Origin of the sequence: Actinoplanes sp. NBRC 103695, from assembly GCF_030269485.1 — a bacterium.
Lineage (GTDB): Bacteria > Actinomycetota > Actinomycetes > Mycobacteriales > Micromonosporaceae > Actinoplanes.
On the sequence record NZ_BSTL01000019.1, the window covers coordinates 1 to 25,846 of the forward strand.

The 25,846-nt window shown below is 70.3% G+C and carries 23 protein-coding genes and 1 tRNA gene; 9 read left to right on the plus strand and 15 right to left on the minus strand.

The window, feature by feature from the left end; genetic code table 11:
- Positions 1 to 262: 262 nt before the first annotated feature.
- Positions 263 to 916 (plus strand): GNAT family N-acetyltransferase, encoded by a 654-nt coding sequence (locus tag QSK31_RS30970; protein WP_285688076.1) that lies wholly within the window; start codon positions 263 to 265, stop codon positions 914 to 916.
- 1,680 nt (positions 917 to 2,596) lie between these two features.
- On the opposite strand, the gene QSK31_RS30975 is transcribed toward QSK31_RS30970, so the two are convergent.
- Positions 2,597 to 2,800, minus strand: a complete 204-nt coding sequence (locus QSK31_RS30975; protein WP_285688077.1) for a hypothetical protein — start codon at positions 2,798 to 2,800, stop codon at positions 2,597 to 2,599.
- Positions 2,801 to 2,819: 19 nt separating this feature from the next.
- Between QSK31_RS30975 and QSK31_RS30980 the strand changes: the two genes are divergently transcribed.
- The 4 genes from QSK31_RS30980 to QSK31_RS30995 all read left to right on the plus strand — a co-directional run bounded on the left by QSK31_RS30980 (position 2,820) and on the right by QSK31_RS30995 (position 4,938).
- Positions 2,820 to 3,071, plus strand: coding sequence for a hypothetical protein (locus tag QSK31_RS30980; RefSeq protein ID WP_285688078.1), 252 nt, complete (start codon positions 2,820 to 2,822; stop codon positions 3,069 to 3,071).
- Between the two features lie 323 nt (positions 3,072 to 3,394).
- On the plus strand, positions 3,395 to 3,790 hold the full coding sequence (locus tag QSK31_RS30985; protein WP_285688079.1) for a pyridoxamine 5'-phosphate oxidase family protein: 396 nt from the start codon (positions 3,395 to 3,397) through the stop codon (positions 3,788 to 3,790).
- Between the two features lie 136 nt (positions 3,791 to 3,926).
- Positions 3,927 to 4,058: transfer RNA gene (locus QSK31_RS30990), tRNA-OTHER, on the plus strand.
- A 130-nt stretch (positions 4,059 to 4,188) separates the two neighbouring features.
- The gene (locus QSK31_RS30995) at positions 4,189 to 4,938 is read left to right on the plus strand and encodes a phosphotransferase family protein (protein ID WP_285688272.1); all 750 of its coding nucleotides are present in this window, start codon (positions 4,189 to 4,191) and stop codon (positions 4,936 to 4,938) included.
- Between the two features lie 221 nt (positions 4,939 to 5,159).
- Here the strand turns inward: QSK31_RS30995 and QSK31_RS31000 are convergent, their stop codons facing one another.
- The 7 genes from QSK31_RS31000 to QSK31_RS31030 form a co-directional block, all read right to left on the minus strand.
- Positions 5,160 to 5,663 carry a DinB family protein gene (locus QSK31_RS31000; RefSeq protein ID WP_285688080.1) on the minus strand — a complete coding sequence of 168 codons (504 nt, stop codon included), beginning with the start codon at positions 5,661 to 5,663 and terminating at the stop codon, positions 5,160 to 5,162.
- A gap of 129 nt (positions 5,664 to 5,792) precedes the next feature.
- Complete coding sequence (locus QSK31_RS31005; protein ID WP_285688081.1) at positions 5,793 to 6,170, minus strand: RidA family protein; 378 nt, start codon at positions 6,168 to 6,170, stop codon at positions 5,793 to 5,795.
- A gap of 136 nt (positions 6,171 to 6,306) precedes the next feature.
- Positions 6,307 to 6,879 (minus strand): TIGR03086 family metal-binding protein, encoded by a 573-nt coding sequence (locus QSK31_RS31010; RefSeq protein WP_285688082.1) that lies wholly within the window; start codon positions 6,877 to 6,879, stop codon positions 6,307 to 6,309.
- Positions 6,866 to 7,348: an SRPBCC family protein gene (locus QSK31_RS31015; RefSeq protein ID WP_285688083.1), complete on the minus strand. Its 483-nt coding sequence runs from the start codon at positions 7,346 to 7,348 to the stop codon at positions 6,866 to 6,868. The genes QSK31_RS31010 and QSK31_RS31015 overlap by 14 nt, the downstream gene beginning before the upstream one ends.
- Positions 7,345 to 7,689: an ArsR/SmtB family transcription factor gene (locus QSK31_RS31020; protein ID WP_285688084.1), complete on the minus strand. Its 345-nt coding sequence runs from the start codon at positions 7,687 to 7,689 to the stop codon at positions 7,345 to 7,347. Before QSK31_RS31020 ends, QSK31_RS31015 begins: the two co-directional genes overlap by 4 nt.
- Positions 7,690 to 7,762: 73 nt before the next feature.
- The gene (locus QSK31_RS31025) at positions 7,763 to 8,254 is read right to left on the minus strand and encodes a hypothetical protein (protein WP_285688085.1); all 492 of its coding nucleotides are present in this window, start codon (positions 8,252 to 8,254) and stop codon (positions 7,763 to 7,765) included.
- Between the two features lie 125 nt (positions 8,255 to 8,379).
- On the minus strand, positions 8,380 to 9,387 hold the full coding sequence (locus QSK31_RS31030) for a 1-aminocyclopropane-1-carboxylate deaminase (protein WP_285688086.1): 1,008 nt from the start codon (positions 9,385 to 9,387) through the stop codon (positions 8,380 to 8,382).
- Between the two features lie 77 nt (positions 9,388 to 9,464).
- On the opposite strand from QSK31_RS31030, the gene QSK31_RS31035 reads away from it, so the two are divergent.
- Positions 9,465 to 10,610 carry a thaumatin family protein gene (locus QSK31_RS31035; RefSeq protein WP_285688087.1) on the plus strand — a complete coding sequence of 382 codons (1,146 nt, stop codon included), beginning with the start codon at positions 9,465 to 9,467 and terminating at the stop codon, positions 10,608 to 10,610.
- On the opposite strand, the gene QSK31_RS31040 is transcribed toward QSK31_RS31035, so the two are convergent.
- Complete coding sequence (locus QSK31_RS31040; RefSeq protein WP_285688088.1) at positions 10,607 to 10,987, minus strand: hypothetical protein; 381 nt, start codon at positions 10,985 to 10,987, stop codon at positions 10,607 to 10,609. The two genes, QSK31_RS31035 and QSK31_RS31040, sit on opposite strands and share 4 nt — an antisense overlap.
- Before the next feature lie 329 nt (positions 10,988 to 11,316).
- Between QSK31_RS31040 and QSK31_RS31045 the strand changes: the two genes are divergently transcribed.
- Entirely contained in the window at positions 11,317 to 13,908 is a 2,592-nt protein-coding gene (locus QSK31_RS31045) for a M15 family metallopeptidase domain-containing protein (protein ID WP_285688089.1), read from the plus strand.
- Here the strand turns inward: QSK31_RS31045 and QSK31_RS31050 are convergent.
- From QSK31_RS31050 to QSK31_RS31075, 6 genes are all read right to left on the minus strand, one after another.
- The gene (locus QSK31_RS31050) at positions 13,905 to 14,468 is read right to left on the minus strand and encodes a GNAT family N-acetyltransferase (RefSeq protein ID WP_285688090.1); all 564 of its coding nucleotides are present in this window, start codon (positions 14,466 to 14,468) and stop codon (positions 13,905 to 13,907) included. The genes QSK31_RS31045 and QSK31_RS31050 overlap by 4 nt on opposite strands.
- On the minus strand, positions 14,465 to 15,376 hold the full coding sequence (locus QSK31_RS31055) for a dipeptide epimerase (RefSeq protein WP_285688091.1): 912 nt from the start codon (positions 15,374 to 15,376) through the stop codon (positions 14,465 to 14,467). The genes QSK31_RS31050 and QSK31_RS31055 overlap by 4 nt, the downstream gene beginning before the upstream one ends.
- Positions 15,373 to 16,410, minus strand: coding sequence for a PLP-dependent cysteine synthase family protein (locus QSK31_RS31060; protein WP_285688092.1), 1,038 nt, complete (start codon positions 16,408 to 16,410; stop codon positions 15,373 to 15,375). Before QSK31_RS31060 ends, QSK31_RS31055 begins: the two co-directional genes overlap by 4 nt.
- A complete protein-coding gene (locus QSK31_RS31065; RefSeq protein ID WP_285688093.1) occupies positions 16,407 to 17,192 on the minus strand; it encodes a Rossmann-like domain-containing protein in 786 nt (261 codons plus the stop codon). The genes QSK31_RS31060 and QSK31_RS31065 overlap by 4 nt, the downstream gene beginning before the upstream one ends.
- Entirely contained in the window at positions 17,189 to 18,424 is a 1,236-nt protein-coding gene (locus QSK31_RS31070; protein ID WP_285688094.1) for an ATP-grasp domain-containing protein, read from the minus strand. The genes QSK31_RS31065 and QSK31_RS31070 overlap by 4 nt, the downstream gene beginning before the upstream one ends.
- Before the next feature lie 424 nt (positions 18,425 to 18,848).
- A complete protein-coding gene (locus QSK31_RS31075) occupies positions 18,849 to 22,145 on the minus strand; it encodes an ATP-binding protein (RefSeq protein WP_285688095.1) in 3,297 nt (1,098 codons plus the stop codon).
- A gap of 54 nt (positions 22,146 to 22,199) precedes the next feature.
- Between QSK31_RS31075 and QSK31_RS31080 the strand changes: the two genes are divergently transcribed.
- Positions 22,200 to 23,069: an alpha/beta fold hydrolase gene (locus QSK31_RS31080; protein WP_285688096.1), complete on the plus strand. Its 870-nt coding sequence runs from the start codon at positions 22,200 to 22,202 to the stop codon at positions 23,067 to 23,069.
- A 28-nt stretch (positions 23,070 to 23,097) separates the two neighbouring features.
- The gene (locus QSK31_RS31085; protein WP_285688097.1) at positions 23,098 to 25,677 is read left to right on the plus strand and encodes a M64 family metallopeptidase; all 2,580 of its coding nucleotides are present in this window, start codon (positions 23,098 to 23,100) and stop codon (positions 25,675 to 25,677) included.
- The last annotated feature ends 169 nt before the right edge of the window (positions 25,678 to 25,846 follow it).

The following is a 25,846-nucleotide window of genomic DNA, read 5'->3' on the forward strand; positions in this document are numbered from 1 at the left end:
CAGCAACACGGAGGAACCCGGCCGAGCGCCGGGCCCTCACCATGCCTACAGAACAGCTAAAAGCACGCGAATCGCATTCATCGAATCATAGCTATGGGCCGACGGCCAAGCGAAAGACTGAGGTTAGCAGCTCTTAGACCGCCGACGTTCCACCTTGTGAAGTGCGGCTAGAAGGGCATCACCTGGTGCAACATGCTGGGTGCGTTAGTGCAACGGGGTTCGGCGGTGCCGATCGGCACCGTATTTTTCGGGGGTGGAAGAGATGATTCGTTCGCCGTGGCCGCTCTCTGATCTGCGGATCGCCGTCGGGCGGTGGGAATTGCGGCTGCCCGACGAGCGGGAGCTTGGGGAGTTCGCGCGGTCGGTGGCCGGCGAGTACAACGCGTCCGTGCCGGCCCAGTCGAAGGCCGACGACAGCCCGGACGAGCGGGCCCGCCGGGTGATGCAGGACCACTGGCGGACCCGGTCGGAGTGGAGCCCGGAGTTCTGGAAGCTGGACCTGTTCGCCTTCGAAGACGGCCGGGTCCTCGGGCAGCAACGGCTGATCGGCGAGCATTTCGCGGTGCTGGGCGAGGTGACCACCGGATCGGTGCTGCGGCCGGACCGGCGGGGCGCCGGGATCGGGACCGCAATGCGAGCGGCCATCCTGCACCTGGCCTTCGAGGAACTCGGCGCACTGTGGGCGAACACCGGCGCCGAGCCGGGCAACGCCGCCTCGCTCGGGGTAACCGCCAAGTTCGGCTACGAGCCGAACGGCCACCGCCGGATGAACATGCACGGCACGGTTCTCGATACCGCCATTTTCCGGCTGTCCGCCCAGCGCTGGCGTGACTGGGCCGCTGCCTTCGACGTCGAGGTCACCGGCCTGGACGGCCTGCATGCACTGTTCGGCGCGAAGGCCCTGCGCCCGGCCTGACACCAACACGCCGTGCGCAGGGAACCCCGGCGTCAGCTCACCTGGTCGGCAGTCCACGAGCGTGAACTCGTGAGAGTCAGTGATGACATGCAGAGTAAAGTTCAAATCTCCTATATGAATGCACCTGTATCGAATCTCATGAGCTTGGTATTAACGATTAACAATGCCGGGAACCGCGTTATGAAAGACTCAAGAATACGCGTTTCATTCTCCCCTTCGACAGCCAGGGTGCTAGAGGCGTTTGCCGATCCCGCGCCGGAACCCGAACTTGCCGCCAGCTCCCTGAGCGAGGGGAAACACAACATGAGTCAAGGTTCGTCATCGGCCATCTGGAGCGGGCTGAGAGTGTGTCATTCCGCTTTCTGGTCGCTGACGCATCGCCCCAATCCACACCATTCTCGGTTCACTGTCGCAACGGCGATGAAGACGTCGAGTTTATACCGCGAGACACGGCCCGGGTCCGCTCAGACGTGGAGCATATTCAACCATTCCTGCGAGCCTTCGTGCTGCTCGCAGCTTCATTCTTGATCCCAGCTACCACGCTTCCCACCGTTGTCGCGCGGCTATTCCTAGGTGCAACTTCGGCCGGCGTCCTACTGTGGAACGCGGCACCAGTGGCGAGGTTGGTAGCCCGCTTAATATCCGGTTTGAGCAACCCGAAGTTTGCGAACGTAATCTTTGACGGGCAAACTGATATCTCGGGCGACGTAGTGGGTCGGAGTAAGTACATCACTCCACCCCGCAGTTGATGGCGTTCGGGCGACCGGCGTCTCGGAAGACTATCGAGCAACTGACCTACCGATCGAAAGACCGCCCAACACGGTCTCCAGCGAAGCGCACCGCGAACAAAACTAACGAGATTCTTTAGATGCCCAACTACGTCAATCCGGGTAAGAATTACCTAGTCTGCGATGATTGCGTCCAATATACCTTGAATAAGATCGACCTTCGATTAACGCGTGAATAGTGGTTCAACGCCTATCAATATCATTGGCGCCCGCCCGAAGGCAACGCACTCTCATGCCGCCGAGCGTGCGCCACAGCGGGGGGTAAAGCAACCTTACGTCGGCGGAACAGATCGGCCGGGTCCGGATGATGTCTGGACGATCTTCGGGATCGGAACCACGAAGATCCATCCAGGTGATGACGACTGCGCCGGCCGTGAAGGAACGCTGGAGGCGCGAGATATCAGCCGCTGTGAGATCGTCGCGCCGTTTCGAGTGGAGGTGGCCGAGTAACCGTCCAGCGGTAGGGGTAACGATGGGCTCGTGCCCTTGAGCCGATTCCGCTGAGAGCGTCGATCGCCGTCTCCGACATCGCGACGGCGGTCGAGTTCTACGAAGGCGATGGGGGCCGGCTCCAAACGTTACGGGCTGGCCCGACTGCCAGTATCGTCGACGGCGGCCGTGTCTACGGCTCGGCCGGTCAGGCGGCGCTGAATGTCTACCAGTCGCCGACGGCGGGACAGTCGCGGGCGACCGGGCCACGTGGTACGTCGACGACCTGGATCAAGCCGTCGACGAGCTCGCAGCAGCAGGCGTCGAGATCGTCCGCTACGACGGGCTCGAGTATGACGCGAGGGGCATCACCCCGCGCGCCGGCGGCGGCATCGCGTGGTTTCAGGACCCGGAGCGCCGGGCCCCGGCCCCGTGCGCCTACCCGCGTGTCCGGTCGGCTCGTCTAGTCGCTGGGCTCGAATTTGAGCAACGCCCCGCGGCGGTCGTTACGTACGATGGTGATCGTGATGCCGTCGGCCAGGCTGACATTCCCGGTGCCGCCAACCCAGCCGCTGGTGTCGTCCCCGTCGACTCGATCCACGTAGAATTCGAGCCGGTAGGGCGACGTTCGCAGGAGAATCTCGACAATCCCGAACTTCTTCGCCATCGGCACTCGGTGGGTGCCCTTGACGAGCACCTCGCAGGAGGCATCGGCGCAGGCCTTGAGGTTGCTCCCGTCTTTGGGTACCGCCGGCACTGAGACCGACGGCGAAGGCGACGGTGTCCGCGACGGCGAAGGTGTCGGCGACGCGGACGCTGAAGCTGCCGCCGCGGGCAACGGTGACGAGGAGGAACTCGGAGGAGCAGCGCTGTCGCATCCCGCGAGCAGGGCGCAAAAACCGGCGATCACCGTAAACGTACGCATGAATCCTTTGTAGAATCTTCAGGCCTGTATCGATGACCGCTGACCGGAACCGGTCACACCTGTCCACGGCGACGCCCACGTGACTTGCGAGGCCTCCAACGACCGGTTCGGCTCGCTGACTACGGGCGGGCCGGCGCCGCCAAGTGCTTGACCGTACCGCCGCCGCCGACTGCCCTCTCCTGCCGATGAGCGGATGGCCGATCTCGGGCAGGTTCCGGTGGCTCTCATCAGTGTTCAGGAGCGGTGTCAGCCCGTGATGGTTGTCCAGTGCCCGGCCCTCGGCCCGGTTGATCACCACCAGCCGCCGCTCAGGACGTCGGTGCGAGGATGTACACCATGTCCAGCCGACTTGATCAGAGTGTTCTCGAACGACTGGACCGGGAACCGCTTGCATGGTTGTGCACGCTGAGGCGGGACGGAAGCCCTCACCAGACCCCGGTGTGGTTCGTGTTCCACGATTCGACCTTGTGGATCTGCAGCGCCGAGAAGAACCGGAAAATACGTAACGTGCTTCTTGACCCGCGGGTGTCCGTAGCGCTGGAGGGTGGAAGCGCGCCCGTTGTGGCGGAAGGCCGGGTAACGCTTCGCCCGTGTGATTTCTCGCCGGACGTCATCGAACGATTCAGGATCAAGTACGACTGGGACATCACTCTTTCGAACGAACACGAGGGTCCGCGGGTGCTGCTGGAGATTCCCGTCACGCGCTGGCTGCTCGCCGGCGTCGCACAGTAACCTCCACGGGTCGCCGCGGGCTTGCACCACCAGAACGGACCAGCAAGGTCACGCGCACGGATCTGCCGCAGACAACGAGCGGCCTCTCGGTCAAAGCGGAGTGCTCGGCCCGCCTGATCTCGTCATACTGCTCCCTGGACCGGTGGCAGAGCCGGGTTATCGCAACGCTCAGAGCCGAATGACCGGCACGCGCGGCCGGCTCGACAGCGTGTGGGGGCCACTGGCGTGCCATGCCCCCACCGGGGTTCAAATCCCCTCCGGTCCGCCAACGCACCGATCTGCCGCTGTCAGTGCGTGTTAGCTCAGTTACCTGTCGCTGTCGGGCCCAGAGGTGGGAACTCCATCAGGTCCAGGGCGGCAACCTGGCAAATCCTGTGACGGTGGGGCTCGTGGCCGCGATGATGGCCGGCATGGACGAGGTCGAGGTCGTTGTCGCCCATTCCGCGCGTGCAACCCTGAGGGTCGGCGACGTATTTCTCAAGGTCGACGCTTATCAGGAACGTCTGGACCTCGAGGTCGAAGCGATGGCCCGGGCGCCGATCCCGACTCCGCAGGTGCTCTGGCGCGAGCATCCGGTGCTCGCTCTCGGCGCCCTGCCCGGCGCGGCTCTCGGCCGGCTCGGCGAGCCCTCGACAGCGTCTCCGGCGGCATGGGCCGCAGCGGGTGCCGCCGCCCGGGTGCTGCACGCCGCGCCGCTGCCGCCTTGGCCCGGCCGCAGCCTGGAGATGCTCACGGTGGAACTCGACGGCGAATGTGAGTGGCTCGTCGCCAACGGCGTGCTCCCTGCCGACTTGGTGACCCGCAACCGCGAGGTCGCTCAGGCCGCGCTGCGGCCGTGGAAGCCGGTGTTCATCCATGGCGATCTGCAGATCAGCCACGTGTTCGTCAACGGTGACGACGTCACCGGCGTGCTCGACTGGTCCGAGGCGTCGTCGGGCGACGCCCATTTCGACCTGGCCAGCTTGACCTTCGGGCATGAGGAGCACCTTGGTGAGGTCATCGCCGGTTACGGGGCCGGCGTCGATCTCGACGTGATCCGTGGCTGGTGGTCGGTGCGGGGCCTGCTGTTCAGCCGTTGGCTGATCGAGCACGGCTTCGACCCCGCCGCGCCCGGCCGCGAGTTCGACGTGCTGAAAGCCCGGATGTAAGGCACGTCAAGCAGTGCGGACCGGCCGCCGGTAGCGACCACCCACAGTAGGAACGGCCAGGCCGGAGGCAGATGCGAGTTGTGGCCGCCCGAGCATCCTGTCCTGCCGAGAACAGTGCAGTCGATCAAGTCGCGGAACTGCGCAGCTTATGGCTTCTCCGCTGGATTCGGCGGAGACGACAAGTCGCTTGATTGTGCCTGTTCACGGAGCTGGCGTAATGGTCAATTTCGGTTCCAGACACGGCCGGTTGCCCAGGCGTACTCCCACGCCTGGATGTCCGGCGGTTCGATGCCGAGGCCGGTGAGGATCGCGCAGACCTGCTCGCGGTGGTGGTTGGCGTGGTTGATCGCCTGGGCGAGGAAGATGCCGACCCGGGTCTCCCGGATGCCGTTGTCGACCACGATCACACGTTCGACGTCGATCGGCTTCGCAAGCAGTTGCTCCCAAAGCGCTCCAGCCTCAGCGTTCCAGCGTTCCAGCGCGTGGAGATCGGGAGACTCCTGGCTGTCCACGAAGTCAAGCGGGCTGTCGACTATCCGCCGCAGGTAGCTTCCGTCGCAACGGACTATGTGGGCCAGAGTGGCCAAGATGTTGCCGTAAGCGCCGACGCTGGTGGCCTCGAGCTGTTCGGCGGTGAGGTTCTGACCGCGGCAGAAGCCGATCAGGCTTTTGGTCGCCCAGACGTTGTGACGGATCGGATCGCGCAGGACGGCGTTCAGCGCCATGCGCTCAAACTAGGAACCATCTCGCCATCTCTGCAATCAATTTCCATGTCCCGAGCCAGGCCGGACCGGCAGCCGAAGGCTCACGATCCGGGCCACACAGGTCTGTCGAAGTGCCGGGCAGCGATCGCGTCAATCAACGAATGCGGTCATGCGGATCGACACGAGAACGCCGGGCAGTTCGACGCCGAGCTTGGCGACGTAACGCGTCGGCGGCGTGCTGGGGAACCAGGTCGCGTACTCCTCGTTCATGCCGGCGAAGTCGGCCGGGTTGGTCAGGAGCACGCCGACCTCGACAATGTCCTCCCACGTCGCGCCCGCCGCCCGGAGAACGGCGTTGCAGTTGGCGAGCGCCTGTCGTGTCTGTTCCTGGATCGTCGGTCCGGCCAAGCCGCCCGTGCTCACGTCGACGCCGACCAGGCCCGAGACGTAGACCAGGCCGCCGACTTTCATCGCCTGGCTGTACAACGGTGAGCTGGGCGCATCGGGCGTGCTGATGATCTCTCGCATTCCGCCAAGTTAGCCCCCGGCCACGCCGACGGCGTTCGGCCAGACGGCTCGGATTTCGGTGGCGACCGGTGGGCGATGGTGCTCTGGGGCGGCACGGCCTCACGATCATCGCCGGTCTGCCGAGGGCCCGGCCCGATCAGTGAGGTGTCCAGTCCGGGTCGCGGCCGATGAAGCCGAGCAGCCTGGTCTGGGCGTCGGCGTCCTCCTTGACGGGCACCCGGGCGCCGTACTGCCCGGACGACCGCAGGACCTCGTCGATCGGCTCCATCCCGGCCAGCAGGGCGGCGCAGAAGCCGGGGTCGAGCCGGTCGTCCTGGCCGGTGGCGCGGGCGAGGTCCCAGGTGTGCATGAACACGTCGGTCGTGTAGAACTGGTCGATCGCGCGGTCCAGCGGCACGTCGCCGACGTGCCGGTTGGTCAGGACCAGGCCGGCGGTCGCCGGGTCGTCGAGCAGCGCCTGCACGGCGTCGACCTGGGTCTGCCACGCGCCGGCCGGGTCGTCGTCGACGCTCGGGCCGGCCGGCAGCCGGATGCCGCTGCCGCCGGCGAGGAACGGGGGGAACCACTCGGTCAGGTGGCGGACCACGTCCCGGGCGGTCCACCCGGCGACCGGTGCGGGCACGTCCCACGATCGGGTGCCCCGGACCCGGTCCGTGAAGGCCTGGCCGATCTCCTGGTGCCGCGCGGCGGGCCGGTCAGACAGTGCCATCGGTGAGCATCCTCTCCAGCTTCGCGTAGCCCTCGTTGACCCCGGCCTCCATGCCGCTCCTGAGCCACGAGTCCCGGCTCTCGAAGCTGTCCACGAGGGACTGCGTGCGCAGCCGGGTGCGGCCGTTGCCGAGGTCCTCGAACCACAGGGTCTCCAGCGCCACCCCGTCGGGGTCGCCCTCGAAGGTGAACGTCTGCACGATGCGGTCCGCCCGGATCTCGTGGAAGCAGCCGCGGAACGCGAACTCCTCCCCCTCGCGGGTGGACACGAACCGCCAGCTGCCGCCGGAGCGCGCGTCCCACTGCTCGATGCGCGTCGACAGGGAGCTCGGGCCGATCCACCGCGCGAACAGCTCGGGATCGGTGTGTGCCCGGAACAGCTGCTCGGGAGTGCCCGCGAACTCGCGGCTCATCCGGATGATCGGCACCCGCGGGTCGGCCTCGATCGTGGTCTCGGTGATGGTGCTCATGCCGCGCTCCCCTCCTGGGTCTCGTTCATCTGCGCCAGGACCGTGTCCAGCCGGCGGTATCGTTCCTCCGCCCGGCGCCGGTAGCGCTCGATCCACTTGTCCATCAGGTCGAAGACCTCCGCCTCCAGCCGCACCGGCCGGGGCTGGGGCCCCGGCGGCCGGCTCACCACCCCGGCGTCCTCGAGCACCTTCAGGTGCTTGTAGACCGCCTGGAGCGACATCCGGTAAGGCTCGGCGAGCTGGTTGGCGGTCGCGTCGCCGGTCGCCAGCCGGGTCACCATGTCGCGCCTGGTCGGATCGGCCAGGGCCGCGAAGACGCGGGACAACTCGTCCACCGACACCCTCCTTTCAACTCACTGGTTGAAAGTAACGCCAGAGCTTCGCACGTGTCAACCGTTACGTTGAAAGAGCTGTTCAGGAGGGTGGAACCAGGCCGCAGTTGAAGCGGAGCCAGGCTCCCGCGGTGGTGATGAGGTCGACGGTGAGCTCGATCGAGCGCTCCGGCGGCACGGGCAGGACGGCCAGGGCGAGGCGCTCGCCGACCGGCTGCACGGCGGAGATCTTGGCGGCGCCGGGGAAGGCGGTGATCGTCCAGTACCGGATCGGGCCGGTGGACGGGTCGACGCAGAGGTGCACGAGGGTCGTTCCGCCGCGTGGTGGCTCGGCGCGAAGGCGCAGCGTGTGCCCCTTGGCGGAGGTGACGACCGAGGTGCGGACGGGACAGTCACCAGCCGGCCTGGGCACGTCACGACCCACGCCGGTACGCAGCGCGGCGACGCTGCCGACGGCGACCAGCAGGGCGATCAGAACCAGCAGGAACGGCGACAGCCGGGTGCGCGCGGCCGGGACGGGCTCGCGGCGCCGCACGGCGAGGATCGCCCCGTCCGGCGTGTGGCGGATGATCACGCGCGCACGGGAGCGGACAGGCCGATGCCGGGCAACCCGGCAGCGGCGCACATATCCCGCGCGATCCCCCATCGACACCCCCGAGACCATAGTCGCCGCGCGGCGCCGGATGGTTCCCGGGCGGGTCAGGAGAAGACGCCCGAGTAGGCGTTGAGGGCGGGCTGGCCGCCCAGGTGGGCGTACAGGATGGTGGAAGTCTTGGGAATGTCACCCTGCCGGACCAGGTCGATCAGGCCGGCCATCGACTTTCCCTCGTAGACCGGGTCGATGATCATGCCCTCGAGCCGGCCCGTCAGCCGGATGGCGTCGATCGTGGATTCGACCGGGATGCCGTAGCGGTCGCCCGCCCAGCCGGGCAGCACGGTGATCTCGTCGTCGCGCAGGTCGCGGTCGAGGCCGATCAGCGCGGCCGTGTTGCGGGCGATGCGCGCCACCTGGTCGGTGGTCTCGGTCAGCTTCGCGGAGGCGTCGATGCCGATCACGCGGCGGGGACGGTCCTGGCCGGCGAACCCGGCGATCATGCCCGCGTGGGTGCTGCCGGTGACACTGCAGACCACGATCGTGTCGAAGAAGATGCCCAGCTCACGTTCCTGCTGCTCGACCTCGTACGCCCAGTTGGCGAAGCCGAGACCACCCAGCCGGTGGTCCGAGGCGCCGGCCGGGATGGCGTACGGGACACCGCCGGCCGCCGTCACGTCGTCGAGCGCCTGCCGCCAGCTGTCCTTGAAGCCGATGCCGAAGCCGTCGCTCGCCAGGCGTACCTCAGCTCCCATGATCCTTGAAAGCAGGATGTTGCCGACCTTGTCGTTGACCGGGTCGGGCCAGTCCACCCAGCTCTCCTGGACGAGCACCGCCTTGAGCCCGGCCCGGGCCGCGACCGCCGCGACCTGCCGGGTGTGGTTGGACTGCACGCCACCGATGCTGACCAGCGTGTCGGCGCCCTGGGCGAGCGCGTCGGGCAGCAGGTACTCCAGCTTGCGGGTCTTGTTGCCGCCGTAGGCCAGGCCGCTGTTGCAGTCCTCGCGTTTCGCCCAGATGCGGGGGCCGCCGAGGTGGGCGCTGAGCCTTTCCAGCGGGTGGACGGGACTCGGGCCGAAGAGCAGCGGGTAGCGCTCGAACGCATCCAGGGACATGCAATATATTGCATGCTGCGTTCGGATCAATGTCAAGAAGAAGTTCACATATCGACGTTCGTGGATATCCTGTGACCATGCGTGTCGGACTGATCGCAGCAATCGTCTTCGGCGCCGCCTCAGTGATGGGCTTCAACCTCGCGCCGGAACACACCGTCACCTTCGTCAACGCCAGCAACGAGAAGGTCTGGGTCGGCAGCACCGTCAACGCCGACGGGTCGAAGAACTTCGCCCACCTGCCGATCCTCAACCCCGGCCAGTCCGGGACCATCACCATCCCGGAGAACGCCGACCCCTGGCACTGGCGCGGCAAGTTCTTCGCCAGGACCGGATGCACGGGTACGCCGGGCAGCACGTTCCACTGCGCGGTCGGCGACTGCGGCACCGCCGAGGACCACTGCACCACCGGGGAGCAGCCGGCCAGCCTGGCCGAGTTCAACTTCGACCCGGACGATCCGTGGGGCGCGCCCTGGTACAACGTCAGCTACGTGAACGCGGTGTCGCTACCGATCTCGATCACGCCGACCGGGGCGCCACCGCCGCAGCCCGGGTCGCAGTACTGCGCCACGGCCGGATGCGCCAAGCCGATGCTGGACGCGTGCCCGCCCGCCTATCTGACCAGGGACTCCCAGGGCCGCCCGATGCTCTGCACCAACCCCAACCGGGACGCGGTCACCGACTACAGCCAGGCGATCAAGGCGGCGTGCCCGCGGGCGTACAGCTGGTCGAGGCACGACACCGAGCCCGGCAACCAGGTCATGTACAACTGCAAGGAGTGCACCGGCTTCACGGTCACGTTCCACAGCAACGACGGCGGCAGCACTCCCCCGCCCGCCGAGCCCACCACGATGATCGTCAGCAACTGGCACGGCAAATGCATCGACGTGCCCAACGGCGATTACTCCGACCGGGTCCGGCTGATCGTCTGGGACTGCTGGAACGGTCCCATGCAACGCTTCACGTTCGCGTCGGACGGCTCGGTCCGGATCGGCGGCAAGTGCGTCGACGTGGACGGCGGCTCCAACGCCGACATGACAGCCGTGCAGATCTACACCTGCAACAACAGCGGTGCGCAGAAATGGGTGCTGACGGCCGCCGGCGACCTGGTCAATCCCCAGTCCGACAAGTGCGTCGACATCGGCGGCTGGAACTCCGCCAACGGCGCGCCGCTGCAGATCTGGACCTGCAACGGCTTCGCCAACCAGAAGTGGCACCGCGCCTAGCTGAGGGGCGGCTGTCCGTCGGAAGGCTCCGGGTGCTCATGGGCCGCGGGCAGCGCGGGTCTGCCCGCGGCCGGCAGCTCACGCGGACCTGTCGGCGCCGGCGCCACCGTCGGCGGCTGCACCATCGCGGCGAGCCGGGCCAGGTTGACACTCCAGCCGACACCGAACGGCGGCGGACCGACCACGTTCGGGTTGTCCGGATCCCAGACGGCGCGGCGCAGCTTGTCGACGGTGGGCGTCCGCAGGTCGTAGGGCACGCCGGCGATCTCACCGTGCCAGTTGCGCTCGTCGTTGGGCTTGTCCAGTTCCTTGGCCACCGCGGCGCCCGCCAGAGCACCCGCGGCCGCCGCAGCGATCCGAGCCAGCACGGCAATCATCCCCACAGGCTAACGCGCTCATTCAAGACCAACCCCGTTATGGGTACGCGCGACGGTGTCCCCAAGCGCAAGCACCACCCGCACGTGGCACACCGCGACCCGATCACGGCTCACGGCCGTGAACGCGTCTTTCGCGAGAGGTGGGTGGTTCCCCGGATACGTCGGCTTCCTGATATCCCTTCGTGCAGGCCGGGCTGCACGAAGGGGTGCCCGTGGGGACAGTTTCCCGGGCAGATCTCGCCGGAAGGATGGGACGAGTGAAGGTCCCACCGTTACAACACCGCCCTTGGGACGCCGGTCGGACGACCGCCCCGAAGGCGCGACAGGCCATGCCCCCGCGTGGGGCGGCTGAGTTGCTGCGGCTCCAGCGCGAGGCCGGTAACGCGGCGGTCAGCGGAGCACTCCAGCGCCAGCCCGCCGACAACAAGGCCGGCGACAACAAGCCCGCCGACAGCAAGGCCGGCGACGGTAAGGCCGGCGACGGCAAGCGGCCGGACTTCACGCAGGACAAGGTCACTCTCGCCAAAGAGGGCGTCATCCGGCGGGTGGTGCGCGGCCTCAAGTACGGGCTGAAGGGCGGCTACCAGTCCAAGTACGGCGACAAGGAGAGCTTCGAGCAGGAGAAGACCAGCGACCAGCATCCCGAGCACTCGGCGGTCGTGATCGTCCCCGACCGCAAGCTGGGCGCGGGACCGGTCCAGGTGATCCTGCACTTCCACGGCTTCGGCTTCCGCAGCGGCGACCCCTACGCCGGCTACGCGGTGGCGAGCGGCGGCGGGGGCTCGAGCAAGAAGGCCGAGGGCACCACCCGCGACTACGACCAGGAGCACTGGGAGCAGCAGGTCGGCGCCGTCGACAAGGAGCGGGCGGCGGCCACGACGCCGGGGCCGGCGGTCGTCACGATCCTCGTGCAGGGTCGCGGCAAGTCCGACTTCGGTGACGTGCCGACCTACGACTACATCGCGGACGTGTTCAGCAAGGTGCCGGAGCTCGCGGGCGTGACGAAGTACTCGCTGATCCATACCGCGCACAGCGGCGGCGGGTACAAGCTGCGGACCCACATCCAGGACGACGGCCAGGCCAAGACCAGCGACCGCGCCAAGCTTCCGGCCGCGAAGCCGGGCACGGCGGCGCCGATCCCGGCGGACATGGTGGTGATGTTCGACGCCGAGGCGATGCTGGACATCGTCAAGAAGGACAAGGACACCGGCAAGGAGATCAGCCGGACCCCGGCGGTCGCCTCGTGGGCCAAGTCGCATGTGCGGCGGCTCGACAAGGAGATCCGGGCCGCGCTGGCGGCGGGGCGGCCGGCCGACGCGCAGGCGGCGATCGACGCCACCCCGAAACTGCGGGCGTATTTCGCGCCGGGCGGGAGCTACGACGGCGCCTACCGGCAGGCGAACCGGGAGATCGGCGCGCTGATCGACCAGATTCCCGAGCCGTACGGGAACGGGGAATCTTCCGCGGTGACCGTTGCTGACCTGTTCCGGTTCGTGGCGGTGACCGGCACCAAGGTCACTCACGAGTTCGTGATCAGCAAGGGCACGGCGGGCAAGCCGGAGGACGGCGCGATGGCCGACGCGTTGCGCGCCTCGTCCGATCCGACCAGCGACCGGAAACAGGCCATCGAACGGGACGTCAAGAAGGCGAGGACGCCCGCGCCGAAGCCGGCCCCCGCAGCACCGCAACCCGCGGCACCGGCGCAGACACCCGCTCCGCCGGCGCGGGCACCGGCCGCGGCGGCCAAGGCGCCCGCACCGGCCGCGGCGACACAGGCACCCGCACCCGCACCGGCCGTGGCTCCGGCAACGGCGGCCAAGGTGACGGCGGCCAAAGTGACGGCGAAGGGGTGGAGAGCCAGTGGCGCCACCGCGGACTACGAGCTGACCCAGGCGCAGCGGGACGACCTGGCCGCGCACACGCCCGAGCAGCGCGCCGCCGACATCGCCGACCTGAAGAGCAAGCAGGCGCGGCTCACCGAGCTGGCCAAGGCCGAGAAGGCGGCCGCCAAGCCGAAGGCGAAGACCGTGATGCCCGAGGCCGACGTCAAGGAACTGGCCGAGCTGCGGGTGCTGCAGAAGAAGGTCTTCGCCGCGTCGAGAGCTCTCAAGCAGACCGACGTCGAGGAGGTCCTCAAGGCGGCCGGACACACCGTCGACGGGTGGTACGGCGACGTCCAGAAGGGCACGTTCCTCAACGTCAACGTGCGCGTACACAAGCATCTGGCCGCCGCCCTGCAGCGGGCCGAGGCCACCCTGGTGGCCGATGCCAAGACCAACCCGGAGAAGCTGGACGCGGTCGCCCTGGGCCAGAAGCTGGGCATGAGCCCGAGGGCCGCCGACATGCGCGTTCCCAAGCTGGCGGTGGGCGGCGACAGCATCAGCATGCACACGTTCGGCCTGGCGGTGGACCTGAACTACGCCGGCAACCCGTACCTGGGACTCAACGGCCGGACGGCGACGAGCGTGATCGTGCGGGCGAGCAGCCTGGTCAACAACGCGCCGGTGGACACCAAGACGTACCTCGGCGGCGCGAAGGAGGCGTACGACAAGATGGCCGGCGCCTCGCAGGCCCTGGCGACGTACCTGTCCTTCAAGGATCCGAAGAATGTGCAGGCCCTGAAGGACGCGATCGCGGCGCACACCCCGGCCAAGGGCGAGCCGGCCGACGAGGCGGGCTGGGTGAAGCAGATCGAGAAGGACCACAAGGCCATCACGAAGAGCAAGGATTTCCGGAACCACACGTCGCCCGAGAAGGGCTTCATGAACTTCCCGGAGTCGGTCGTGATGGCCCTGGACGGCGCCGGGCTGAAATGGGGCGGCACCTACGACGACACGAAGGACCTGATGCACTTCGACCTGCGTTCCGGCGAGGGCGCCAAGATCGACGCCGCTCGCCGGAAGGACAAGGCCGGCACCTAGGCCGGCGCCAACACCTGGGCCGGCGTCAGCGCGGCGACCAGCGGGATCTCGAAGTGCACGGTCCGCGAGCAGTCGGCGCCGCCGTCCCGCGGGTCGTGCACGAGGTCGGCCATGCTCCGCCAGAACGCCTCGGCGCCCGGCACCCGGGTGTCGGTGTGCAGGTAGATGTCGCGGTAGACCGGCTGCGCCGAGGCGAACTCGACGGCCCGCCGGACCAGGGCGCGGGCCAGGCCCCGGCGGCGGTGCTCGGGGCGGACGTACACCCGGAAGAGCTGGGCCGTCGTGGCCGCCGGATAGCGGTCGACCAGCCAGCGCGGGTGCGGCGGGTGGTTCGGGGCGGCGGCCCGCACGGCCGTGGTGGCCACCACCTCGCCACCCGTGACGGCGACGAAGAGCGCGTGGTGCGGCTGCCGCAGGTAGGTGCCTTCGAGGTCGATCACGTCGGCGTGCCAGTCCGGCCGGTAGCCGCAGTCGAACACCCGGTAGAACGTGTCGAGCATGACGCTGCGGGCGCCGTCCACGTCGTCCGGTCCGGCGATCCGCAGTTCGTAATCGGTCATGGAACACTCACTTTCTCGAGGTCGACACCGAGCCCGGGCGAGCCGGTGAGCCGCAGGAATCCGTCGTGGCCGCCGATGCCGGTGTACGGGTCGCCGGCCAGCAGCAGGTGCCCGTCCAGGTCGACCCAGCGCGCCAGCCCGGCCAGGTGCACGGCCGGCGCGATGCCGAGCGTGCTCGCCACCAGGCAGCCGAGCATGATCTCCATCCCGGCGGCGCGGGCCTTCGTGGCGAGGCGCAGCGCGGGCGCGATCCCGCCGCACTTGGCGAGCTTGATGTTGATCCCGGCCACCGCGCCGGCGAGCCGGTCGACGTCGGCCTCGGTGGCGGCGTCCTCGTCGGCGACGATCGGCACGTCGGTGCGCTCGCTGATCCAGGCGAGGCGGGCGGGTGTGCCGGGCGGGATCGGCTGTTCCACCATCTCGATCCGGCACCACGCGAGCTCGTCGAGCAGCCGCAGGGTCCGCGCCGGGGTCCAGCCGCCGTTGGGGTCGATCAGCAGCCGGGCCTCGGGCGCCGCTCGACGCACCGCGGCGATCCGCTCCGGGTCGTACTCGTCGCCCGCCTTGACCTTCAGCACACCGAAACCCGGCGGCACGTCGACAAGAGCGGGATCGACCAGACCGATGGTGTACGCGGTGGCGACCGGCGTCGGGTCCGGCAGGCCGAGGAGCCGATGAACGGGCACCCCGGCCCGCTTGCCGCGCAGGTCGTGCAGGGCGGCGTCGTACGCGGCCCGGACACCGGCTTCCATCCCGAGGTAGACGCTGGAGACGACTTCGCCGTGCCCGGTCATCCCATCGTCATCCGTCACGGTGACCCGCATGGCGTCCCGCCCGGCCATCGTCGACCGGGAGATCCGCAGCGGCGTCCGCAATCGCAGCCGGTAGGACACCCAGGACACCTTCATGCGGGCACCGGCGCGACCACGGTCGTGCAGCGGCTCCACCGGGTCACCTCGACCGCGCGCGGATGCGGGATCTCCACCGGATGCCCGCGCCCGGAGCCGAGCAGCCCGCGTTCCGCGCACCAGTCGTCGTCGAAGATCGTGTCCAGGTATCGGTGCGGACCGTCCGGGAAGACCGTGACCACCCGCGCGCCGGGCCGGGTCCGCGCGATCCACGCCGACACCCGGGCCACCGCGCCGGTGCTCCACCCGCCGGTGACGAACGCGGACCGCGCCAGCCGCCGGCAGCTCTCCACCGCCTCGGCCGGCCCGACCCAGTGCACCTCGTCGAACGCGTCGTAGTCGACGTTCGACGGGTAGACGCTGCTGCCCAGGCCGCGCATCAGCCGGGGGCGCGCCGGTTGCCCGAAGATCGTCGACCCGACCGTGTCCACCCCGACCAGCCGCAGCCGCGGCCAGTGCCGGCGCAGCGCCCGGGCCAGCCCGCCGCTGTGCCCGCCGGTGCCGACGCTGCACACCAGCACATCCGCCTCGTCGAGCTGGGCGGCCACCTCGTCGGCGAGTCCCGCGTACCCGGTCAGGTTGTCCGGGTTGTGGTACTGGTCCGGCCAGTACCCGCCCGGCAGCGCGGCGAGCACCTCGGCCAGCCGGTCCCGCCGCGCCTGCTGCCAGCCGCCGGTCGGATGCGGCCGGTCGACGATCTCCAGCCGCGCGCCGTACGCCCGCAGCAGCCCCCGCATCGACGGTTCCAGCTCACGGTCCACGACCAGCACCACCGGGTGCCCGAGTGCCTGCCCCGCGAAGGCCAGCCCGACGCCGAGCGTGCCACTGGTCGACTCGACGACGGGAGCGCCGGGGCGCAGCTCACGCCGGGCCCGCGCGCCGGTCAGCATGGCCACCGCCGCGCGTGCCTTCATGCCTCCCGGCGCGGCGCACTCGACCTTGGCCCAGAAGCCGGGGTGCGGATATGGCAGCGGCGCGTCGACGAACACGACAGGCGTGTTGCCGACGAGGTTCAGCAGCTGCGGGGCGGTCACGCCGGCACCCCGTACCGGAAGATCGTGGTCGGTCCGCCGTCCAGCCAGAAGAACGGGTAGGGCTCGGCGGACACCGCGGACAGGCCGGCGCCGCGGAACCGGGGCAGGATGGCGCTGCCGGTCTGCGCGAACGTCACGAACGGTTTGCCGGTGGCGGCGGCATGCTCACGCAGCGGTTCGAACGTGCCGTTACCGAGGGTCATGCCGGAGGCGAGGATCGCGTCGCAGCGGTCGATCAGCGCGGTCGCGTCGGGCAGGTGCGGCTCGCCCCACTCGGTCTCGCCACCCGCGTAGTCGCAGGGCAGGTAGCGCCAGCCGCGCTCGCGGAGGCGTTCGAGCAGCGAGTTCACCACGCCGACGACCAGGACCGTGCGGCCGCCGGGCTCCGGGAGCAGGTCGATCACCGCGGCCGCGCGCCGGCGGGACTTCGCGAGCGAGGAGCCGCCGGGCACGGTCACCGCGGCGTCCGCGGCCTCGGCGTGCGGTCGCGCGTTCATCAGGTACGCGTCCAGCGCGGCAACGCGGACCGGCTGTGCCGGGTGCGCCAAGAGCTCCTTCACGGGTACGCCCACACAGTCGTACGCGAGGTCGTCGCCGAACTCGCCCGGTTCCACCGCGCACGAGCCGACCGCGGCGCCGACCCGGAGGCTGAGCACGTGGTTGCGGTAGCCGCGGCCCCGTCCGGTGTGCCGCGCGCCCTGCCGCGTGACGAAGGCGACGCTCACCTGGTGTTCCTCGGGATCGGTCAGCGCCTCGGCGAGGAGCACGTCCATGGTCGTCATGCGGCGTACCGGACCTCTGCCTCGGCGGCCAGCGTGCCGGCGGTGGCTCGGGCCGCGCCGGGCTTCTCGTCGACCACCATCACGTAGCCCAGGTAGTCGTTGTTGCTGCTCGCGTCGCCCGCGCGGTGGCCGGGCCCGCACAGCGACCAGTCCACGATCCGGTCGTCGTCGGGCCATCGCCGGATCGACTCGACGGTGCCCGCCCTCGGCGGCAGCACGAACGCGACGGCGGCGCTGCCCACGCCGGTGTCCGCCCGGGACAGGTCGGGGGTCTCGCCGAGGGCCAGCTGCGCGTACACCATGGGCAGGTCGATCCCGGTGACGCGGCGGACCAGCTCGGTGATCTGGTTGCCCGCCGGGCGCGGATTCACCTCCACGACCTTCGGCCCGTCGTCGGTCAGCCGCAGCTCGGTGTGCGCCACGCCCTGGTCGAAGCCGACCGCCTCCAGGGCGGCCACCGCCGTCTTCTCCGCGGCCGCGCCGTCCAGGTCGGCCGGGAACATGTGGCCGGTCTCCACGAAACCGGTCGCGCCGCCCAGCGACTTGTCGGTCACCCCGATCACCGTCGTCACCCCGTCCACGGTGACCGTCTCGACGCTGACCTCCGGGCCGGTCAGCAGTTCCTCCAGCAGCACCGCGGGCACCCGGGGCTGCCGCCGCGCGTTCACCGGGAAGCCGGCCACCGCGTCGAACGCCCCGCGCAGCTCGGCCTGGTCGGTCACCCGGCGGACGTACATGCCGGCGCACAGGTCGACCGGCTTGAGCACCAGCGGGAACCCGAGCCGGTCGGCCGCGCGGGACACCTCGGTCCAGCCCTCGGCCAGGGCGAACGCGGGCTGCGGCACGCCGGCCCGGTCCATCGCCTGGCGGGACAGATCCTTCCGGTACGCCGTACGCACCGCATCGGGGTCTCCACCCGGCAGGCCCAGCCGGGCCGCCAGCAGCGCGACCGTCTCGAGGTAGTAGTCGCACGACGTGAGCACCCCGTCGAACGGGATCGCGCCGTGCAGCCGGGTCACGTGCTCGAGCAGCGCCGGGACGTCGTTGGTCTCGGCGGTCAGCAGGTTGCGCGCGGCGAGCAGCGGGTGGCCGCCACCGGCCGGCGCGTCCCGCAGGTAGTGGTGCGGATCCCGGGTCAGGAACGAGAACCCGTGCCCCGCCTCGAGAACGGCCCTCGGGAGCAGCCGGCCCATCGCGCCGACCCAGCTCTCCACCAGCAACACATGCGCCATCTCCGGACCCCTTTGCTAGTTGGCCCGGTGATGATAACCGTTTCCATTAGGTTTGATGGACGCCAGGGTTCCCCGGCGCGCGTTCCACCCAGGACATGACCGGGCGGACGACCAGAGTGGTCGCCGCGAAGATCCCCGCGATCACCCTGAGGCCTGCGGCGGACGTCCCCGCCGCAGGCCCCGCTCCCTCAGCCGCCGAGCAGCGCGGCGACGAGCTTCGCCATCTGGACCAGGTGACTCTCCATCACGACCTCCTTCTCTCCTCGGTCCTTCCTCAGCCGCCGAAGAACGCGGCGACGAGCTTCACGACCTCGACCACGTGGGTATGCATGGCATTCATTGGACCGGGCGGCGGCGCCGCCCATCGATGCCATTCGACGAGCGCCGAAAGGCTCGTCTGGTCCGGTCGAAGCCGGGCGCCGCCTCAGTTCGCCAGGGCGCGCAGGACGTCGGCGACCGGGCCCTGATCGACGAGGGCGCTGCCCGCCGCCCGCTCCCCCGCCGCCGGCGCCAGCAGGTCGGCCAGCCGTGCCATCGCGGCCCGGTCGCCACCGGCGATCGCCGCCCGCGCCTGGAAGCACAGCCGCGCCTCCAGCATGGCGTCGGCGGTGGCGGGCCGATCGAGACGAAGGTCCACGCCCGGCATCTCGGCGTGTCCCCCTTTGCTCTGCTTACCTGCACGAATGCTCTGCTTACCTGCACGAATGCTCTGCTTACCTGCACGAAGCGCCCGGTATCCGGCCGTGAACACGCCGACGAGCGGGATCCGGAACTCCTCGGCGAGCCGGTCGGCGGCCTCCGCGTGACGGTCCGCTCCCGCGAAGTCGTCCAGGGCAGCCTGGGTCTGGATCAGCAGCAGGTGACCGAGCACGCGATAGCTGACCAGCCCGTGCCGCTCGGCCAGTTCCAGCAGCTCACCACCGATCTGCGCCCGCGTGGAAGCCAGCCCCGCCCGGTGGAAGGTCTGCAGGAAGAGCCCGTTCAGCGCATAGGCGAGCAGCGCCGGATCACCGAGCCCGCGCGCCAGCCGCACCGCCTCGTCCGCCGCCTCGCGCGCCGCCGCCCCGCCCTGGTTGCGCAGCTCCATCGCGATGGTGGCCAGCAACCGGCACCGATCCTCCCGAACGCGACGCGACCGCTCCCCATTCGACCCCGGCGACCGCTCCCCGCCCGACCCCGGCGACCGCTCGCCGCCCGACCCCGACGGACGTTCCTCGTCCGTGCCTGACGACCAGCCCTCGCCACGCCTCGGCGAGGGCTCCTCGTCCGACTCCGGCGACCGCACCTCGTCCACACCGGGCGAGCGTTCCATGTCGAGGTGTGGCGAGCGCAGGGCTTCGGCGGCCGCGGCGGCGATCTGGCGGGCCAGCGCGGGATCGTCGCTCGCGGCCCAGCTCGCCGGCACGTCGAACGCGCAGATCACCCGGGTGGTCAGCGCCGCGTCGCCCGCCGCCAGCTCGATCGCCGCCCCGCGCAGCCGGCGGGCTTCGCCGAGCTCGCCGGTGACCGCGAGAGACCGGGCCAACCCCATGATCAACTCCGCTCGGGTACGGGCGGAAGCACCGCCCCCGTGCCGCAGCGCGGTCCGCCACCACCGCACGGCCCGATGCGGCTCGAAGCGACGTTCGGCCTGCTCAGCCGCCACCCGAGCGGCATCCGCGGCAGCGACCCTCGCGGCGACCGCATCGGAACCCGCGGCCGTGGGATCGGGGCTTGCGGCGAGGTCCAGGTGATGGGCGAGTGCTTCCACGTCGTCTGGCCGGAGCCTTCGGACCGCCGCGGCCGCCTCGGCGTGCCAGGCCGCCCGGCGGGTTCGCGACAGGCCCTCGTAGACGGCGTCCCGCACGAGCGCGTGCGCGAAACGGAACCGCCCGGCCTCGATCTCCTCGACGAACCCGCGCTCGACAGCCGACTCGATCGCGTCGAACACCTCGCCGCCGGCACGGAGCCCCTCGCCAGGGAGGAGAGCCAGGTCGAACTCGGGGCCGAGGATCGCGGCGCGACGGACCACGTCGTGGGTGCGGGCGGGCAGCTGGGCCAGGCGGTGGCGCACCACGTCGCGGACCCCGTGCGGGACGCCGGCGACACCGGCCGGAATCCCGGGCACGACACCGCCCGGAACACCCGGCACGACACCGCCCGGAACACCCGGCACGACACCGCCCGGAACACCCGGCACGACACCGCCCGGAACACCCGGCACGACACCGCCCGGAACACCCGGCACGGCACCGCCCGGAACACCCGGCGTCGCACCGCCCGGAACACCCGGCACGGCACCGGCCGGAACAGCCGGGACGGTGGGTGGAACATCAGGGACGGCGGGTGGGACGGTGTCGACGAGGCGGGCGAGTTCGCGCACGTAGAAGGGGTTGCCTCCGGAACGCTCCTGGATCGCCTCGGCGGTGAGCTCGTCCACGTCGCGGCCGAGCGTCGCGCGTACCAGAGCATGGGTTTCGGGCCGGGACAGACCGCTCAGGGTGAGGCGCAGGGGGTCGGCCTTCGCCAGGCGGCTGAGCAGGGCGTGTGGCGGGTCGGTCGAGCGGTGGGTGGCTACGAGCAGGATCGGGGCGGCCAGCGGCGGGTCGGTGAGGTGCTCGATCAGCGCGAGGGTTCCGGGGTCGGCGGCGTGCAGGTCTTCGGCGACGATGACCAGCGGCTCCAGGCGGGCCAGGCCGGCCAGGTGATCGGCCACGGCGCGGCGCCAGCGGGCCTGGGCGGTCGCGGGGTCGCCGGTGGGGCTGGGGACGCCGAAATCCGACGGGTTGCGGTACCAGAGTGTCCGGTGGTTCCGGGCGAACTCCGCCACCAGGGCCGTCTTGCCGATGCCGGGCTCGCCGCTGACCAGCGCCAGCCCGAGATGGTTGCGGGTGACCACCGCGGCCTCGAGGGCTGCCAGAGCGTCATCCCGCCCGATCAAGGAACGACCGGCCGAGGAACGCCCGGCCAAGGAACGCCCGGTCGAGGACGGGCCGATCGGGTGACGGCCGGCCTGCGGGGATGTCAGCGCGGGAGCGTGACGCAGGACGTCCGTCTCCAGCTGGCGCAGCGCGGGACCGGGGTCGACGCCCAGCTCGTCCGCCAGCAACTCGCGGGCCTCGCGGAGGACGGCCAAGGCGTCGCCCTGCCGGCCGCTCCGGTAGAGGGCCAGTGCCAGCAGGCGGCGGGCCTCCTCCCGGAGCGGATGCTGCTTGACCAGGGCTTCGAGGTCGGGAACGGCTTCGGCGGCGCGGCCCTGGCCGAGCATCGCCTCGGCGCGGAGCTGGACGGCCAGGAGGTGGAGCTCGTCCAGGCGGTCGATCTCGGCGCGTGCCCACGGCTGGTCGGCCACCTCGGCGTAGGCGGGACCGCGCCACAGATCCAGCGCCTGGTCGAGGGCGGCACCCGAGCGGACGTGCTCCTCGAAGCGCCATGCGTCCACGGCGTCGGGAGGCAGGCGCAGGGCGTACCCGGAACCCTCGGTGACGAGCAGGCGCGGCGGCGTACGCGGCAGACGGTTTGGCTCGAGAGACCGGCGCAACGCGCCGACGAAAGTCTGCACCGCGCCTGCCGCGCGCTCCGGCGGGACGGCCCACAGGTCGTTGATCAGCGTCTCGGCGGGCACGACGCGGCCGCGGGCGATCAGCAGCCGGGCCAGCACCGCCCGGTGGCGCGGCCCCTTGAGGTCCACCGGCCCGGTCGCGTCCTCGGCCAGCAGCGGACCGAGCACCCCGAACCGCACCCGCCCACCGTAACGCTGATCGGTTGCTGATCGGGCGGGGGCACTCTGGCCGCCATGCAGATCCCCGGTTTCGAGTATCAACGCGTCCTCGTCGAGGACGACGTCGCCCTGCACGTGGCGGTCGGCGGTTCCGGGCCGCCGATCGTGCTGCTGCACGGTTTTCCGCAGACCCACCTGATGTGGCGGCACGTGGCCGCCGACCTGGCCGCGGACCATACGGTGATCTGTCCTGATCTGCGCGGATACGGCGAGAGTGACAAGCCGGCCGGCGGCTACTCGAAGCGGCGGATGGCCGCGGACGTGGTCACGCTGGCGGCGGCGCTCGGGCACGACCGGTTCGCGCTCGCCGGGCACGACCGCGGCGCCCTGGTCGCCTTCCGCGCCGGCCTGGACCATCCGGACGTGATCACCCGTCTGACCCTGCTCGACATCGTCCCGACGCTGGACATGTGGGACGTGCTGCAGGGCGTCCGGGCGGCGATCGGGTTCCACCTGTTCCTGATGGCGCAGCCGCCGGGCCTGCCGGAGACCATGATCGGCGCGGCGCCGGACGCCTTCTTCGGTTATTTCCTGGACGCCTGGACGAACGATCCGGCCGCGATCCCGCCGGACGTCCGCGCCCGGTACCTGGCGGCGTCGGCCGCGGCGGTCCCGTCGATCGTCGCCGACTACCGCGCCTCGGCCACCGAGGACGTCGACGACGACACCGCCACCCGGGCGGCGGGAGGCGTGCTGACCATGCCGGTGACCGTGCTTCAGCAGGACTGGGGTGCGCAGCTCGGCTACGACGCCGCGGCCGTCTGGCGACCGTGGGCGCCGCGGCTGGACCACCGGCTCGTCACATGCGGCCACTTCATGGCCGAGGAAGCGCCACAGGATGTGGTCAAAGCCCTCCGAGGTTCCGACAATCGTCGGAAGATCTGATCCGCCCACTGTGGAAGCGTCTGCGGTCGTGAGACGAATCCTGGTAGCCGCGTTCCTCAGCCTCGGGTTGCTGGCCACGCCCTCGATCGCGTACGCGGCGGCCGACCCGCTGCCCGCGCCCAAGGTCACGCCGATCCAGGTGACCGGCCCGGCCGCCGAACGGCTCAACCTGGTCATCCTGGGCGACGGTTACCAGGCCGACCAGCAGAGCCTGTTCCGTGCCGACGTCGACCGGAACCTCGCCGTCATGTGGGCCACCGAGCCGTTCCGCAGCTACCGGGACTACGTCAACGTGTACGCCGTGGAGGTCGCCTCGAACGACTACGGCGTGCGCTGCGACCCGGACGGGCGGGTGCGCCACCCGGACGGCACGATCCGGGACACCGGCGAGCGTGAGGGTCCGATCGACACCAAGGACACCGCGCTGCGGATGATCTTCCAGAATGGGTGTGCCGACCCGCTGGCCCGGGGCGTCGTCTACGGCGGCGCCCCGGTCGGCTGCGAGAGCAACCCCGGGCCGGCGCCGTGCGAGACCGGCAACCAGGCGCTCAACCGGATCGTGGACACCTATGTCGCGCCGGCGCTGGGCATCCCCCGCACGGCACAGAACCTGCAAACCCTCGCGATCTTCAACACTTTCACGTACGGCGGGATCGGCGGCACCCAGGCCACCACCTCGGGCGGCTCGCCGCAGGGGCCGCTGATCTCCCTGCACGAGATCGGGCATTCGCTGGGCACCCTGGCCGACGAGTACCCGTACAGCTCGCGGGACGTGGTGCGGCCCTGCTACACGGGACCGGAGCCGGGCAGCTTCCACCACACCGTCTACACCGACGAGCAGCAGATGATCGCCGACCAGCACAAGTGGTTCCGGTGGCTGGGCGAGGAGAGCCTGTCCGGCGGGCGGATCGGGCTCCACGAGAGCGGCGGGACGTACCCGTGCGGGCAGCGCCGGCCCAGCGAGCACTCGATGATGCGCTGGCTCGGCTTCGACTGGGACCAGATCGGGCGGGAGAACATGGTCGCCCGCATCACCGGCCTGCGGAACGCCGGGCAGATGGTAGTCCGCAGCACGCAAGCCGCCCAACCGACAAAAGACAAAAACGCGATCATGCCACTCGCTTCGCTCGGACACGACGCAGGCACGGTGCCCCGGGACAGCGTCCTCTGGGTCGAGGCCGGTCGCCCGCGGAACCACACGCTCGACTTCACCTGGCGGGCCGGCGGGAACGTCATCGGCACCGGCCAGAACCTCGACCTGGGGCTCGCCGGTCTGACGCCCGGCACGGTCGTGCAGGTCGAGGTGCGCGATCCGGTCGGGCCCGACGGCATCGACTGGGTACGCAACCCGTCCGCCAACAATGCCGCCGCCGACTCGGGATTCAACGGGCCGCGCTTCGTGCAGACCCGGTCGTGGACCGTCGGACCGGGTTACGCCCTGCCCTCCAGGCCCGCCGCCGAGGTCACCGCGTCGACCATCACCGGCCAGCCGGTCGCCCGCGACGAGATCGTCTTCGTGGAGACCAACCACCCCGCCGACCGGATCGCCCGGGTGTCGTGGGCGCTCGACGGCCGGCCGGTGGCGAACCCGGCCAACAGCCGTACGCTCGACCTCGGCGCGAAGCGTCTCCCGGAGGGCAACCACACGCTGACCGCGACCGTCACCGACCGCGGAACCACCGACAGCGTGTCCTGGACGATCGACAACACGCCGCCGACCGCGGCACGCACCCTGTCGGCGCCGCTGACCACGCTGCCCGGCCGGGTCGAGCACCCGGTCTACTTCGACGGCTGGGACATGTGGCTCGCGCCCGCCGACGACCAGCCCGGCCGCTACGTGGTCGGCCAGTTCCGGCTGGACGGCGACGGCTGGTTCAACTACTTCGGCTTCCCCGAGCGGCCGATGCCCGATTCGCCGTTCCACTTCAGCCACTCCGGCACCGTGGTCAAGGCGCTGACGTACGGCAACCTCGGCACCGGCGGCCTGTCCCGGGCGGCGTTCGAGCAGACCCTGCCGGACGACCATCCCGCGGGCGGTTTCGTGCCCGGCTTCGGTACGCACACGGTGGAGCACCGCGCGATCGACCCGGCCGGCAACATCGGCCCCGCCGGCAGCTACCGGGCGACGGTCCTGCCCGGCGCCGCACCGGCGTGCACGACGACGCTGACCGGCAAGCAGTCCACGGTCGTCGCCGCGACCGGCGTCACCTGCCTGACCGACGCCCAGGTCCGGGGCGCGGTGACCGTCCGCCCCAGCGCGTCCCTGGTGGTCCGCGACAGCCGCATCGCGGGCGCCGTGAACGCGTCGGGCGCCGCGGCGGTGCAGATCTTCGGCAGCACCCTGGTCGGCGCGGTCCGCATCACGGGCACCACCCGCGACGTCACGATCGCCGGCGCCACGTTCAAGGGCGCGCTGGCCCTGCGCGACAACACCCAGGTCACGTCCAACGAGCGGTTCACCCGCCTGGCCGGGGCGTACGGCCCGATCCTGTCGGGCTCCCGCGTCACGGGCACGCTCACCTGCTCGGGCAACAGCGCCAAGGTGGCTGACTTCGGCGCACCTACCGTGGTGACCGGGACGCGCACCGGGGACTGCGCCGGGGCCTGACCGACCGCTCCCGCCGCGCCCTGCCTCCGCGCGGCGGGAGCGATCACGCCGCACCCCGCGTCCGCCGGAACGATCCCGCCGCGGCCCCGCCTCCGCCGGAACGATCCCGCCGCGGCCCCGCCTCCGCCGGAACGATCCCGCCGCGGCCCCGCCTCCGCCGGAACGATCC

What these genes read in the sequence shown, in the direction of transcription:
- QSK31_RS30975 (WP_285688077.1), bottom strand. Translation starts at nt 2,800, where the DNA reads ATGGCGAAGAAGTTCGGGATTGTCGAGATTCTCCTGCGAACGTCGCCC.
- QSK31_RS31045 (WP_285688089.1), top strand. Translation starts at nt 11,317, where the DNA reads ATGCCCCCGCGTGGGGCGGCTGAGTTGCTGCGGCTCCAGCGCGAGGCC.
- QSK31_RS30995 (WP_285688272.1), top strand. Translation starts at nt 4,189, where the DNA reads ATGATGGCCGGCATGGACGAGGTCGAGGTCGTTGTCGCCCATTCCGCG.
- QSK31_RS31040 (WP_285688088.1), bottom strand. Translation starts at nt 10,987, where the DNA reads ATGATTGCCGTGCTGGCTCGGATCGCTGCGGCGGCCGCGGGTGCTCTG.
- QSK31_RS31030 (WP_285688086.1), bottom strand. Translation starts at nt 9,387, where the DNA reads ATGTCCCTGGATGCGTTCGAGCGCTACCCGCTGCTCTTCGGCCCGAGT.
- QSK31_RS31055 (WP_285688091.1), bottom strand. Translation starts at nt 15,376, where the DNA reads ATGAAGGTGTCCTGGGTGTCCTACCGGCTGCGATTGCGGACGCCGCTG.
- QSK31_RS31065 (WP_285688093.1), bottom strand. Translation starts at nt 17,192, where the DNA reads ATGACGACCATGGACGTGCTCCTCGCCGAGGCGCTGACCGATCCCGAG.
- QSK31_RS31035 (WP_285688087.1), top strand. Translation starts at nt 9,465, where the DNA reads ATGCGTGTCGGACTGATCGCAGCAATCGTCTTCGGCGCCGCCTCAGTG.
- QSK31_RS31050 (WP_285688090.1), bottom strand. Translation starts at nt 14,468, where the DNA reads ATGACCGATTACGAACTGCGGATCGCCGGACCGGACGACGTGGACGGC.
- QSK31_RS31005 (WP_285688081.1), bottom strand. Translation starts at nt 6,170, where the DNA reads ATGCGAGAGATCATCAGCACGCCCGATGCGCCCAGCTCACCGTTGTAC.
- QSK31_RS31015 (WP_285688083.1), bottom strand. Translation starts at nt 7,348, where the DNA reads ATGAGCACCATCACCGAGACCACGATCGAGGCCGACCCGCGGGTGCCG.
- QSK31_RS30970 (WP_285688076.1), top strand. Translation starts at nt 263, where the DNA reads ATGATTCGTTCGCCGTGGCCGCTCTCTGATCTGCGGATCGCCGTCGGG.
- QSK31_RS31070 (WP_285688094.1), bottom strand. Translation starts at nt 18,424, where the DNA reads ATGGCGCATGTGTTGCTGGTGGAGAGCTGGGTCGGCGCGATGGGCCGG.
- QSK31_RS31080 (WP_285688096.1), top strand. Translation starts at nt 22,200, where the DNA reads ATGCAGATCCCCGGTTTCGAGTATCAACGCGTCCTCGTCGAGGACGAC.
- QSK31_RS30985 (WP_285688079.1), top strand. Translation starts at nt 3,395, where the DNA reads ATGTCCAGCCGACTTGATCAGAGTGTTCTCGAACGACTGGACCGGGAA.
- QSK31_RS31000 (WP_285688080.1), bottom strand. Translation starts at nt 5,663, where the DNA reads ATGGCGCTGAACGCCGTCCTGCGCGATCCGATCCGTCACAACGTCTGG.
- QSK31_RS31010 (WP_285688082.1), bottom strand. Translation starts at nt 6,879, where the DNA reads ATGGCACTGTCTGACCGGCCCGCCGCGCGGCACCAGGAGATCGGCCAG.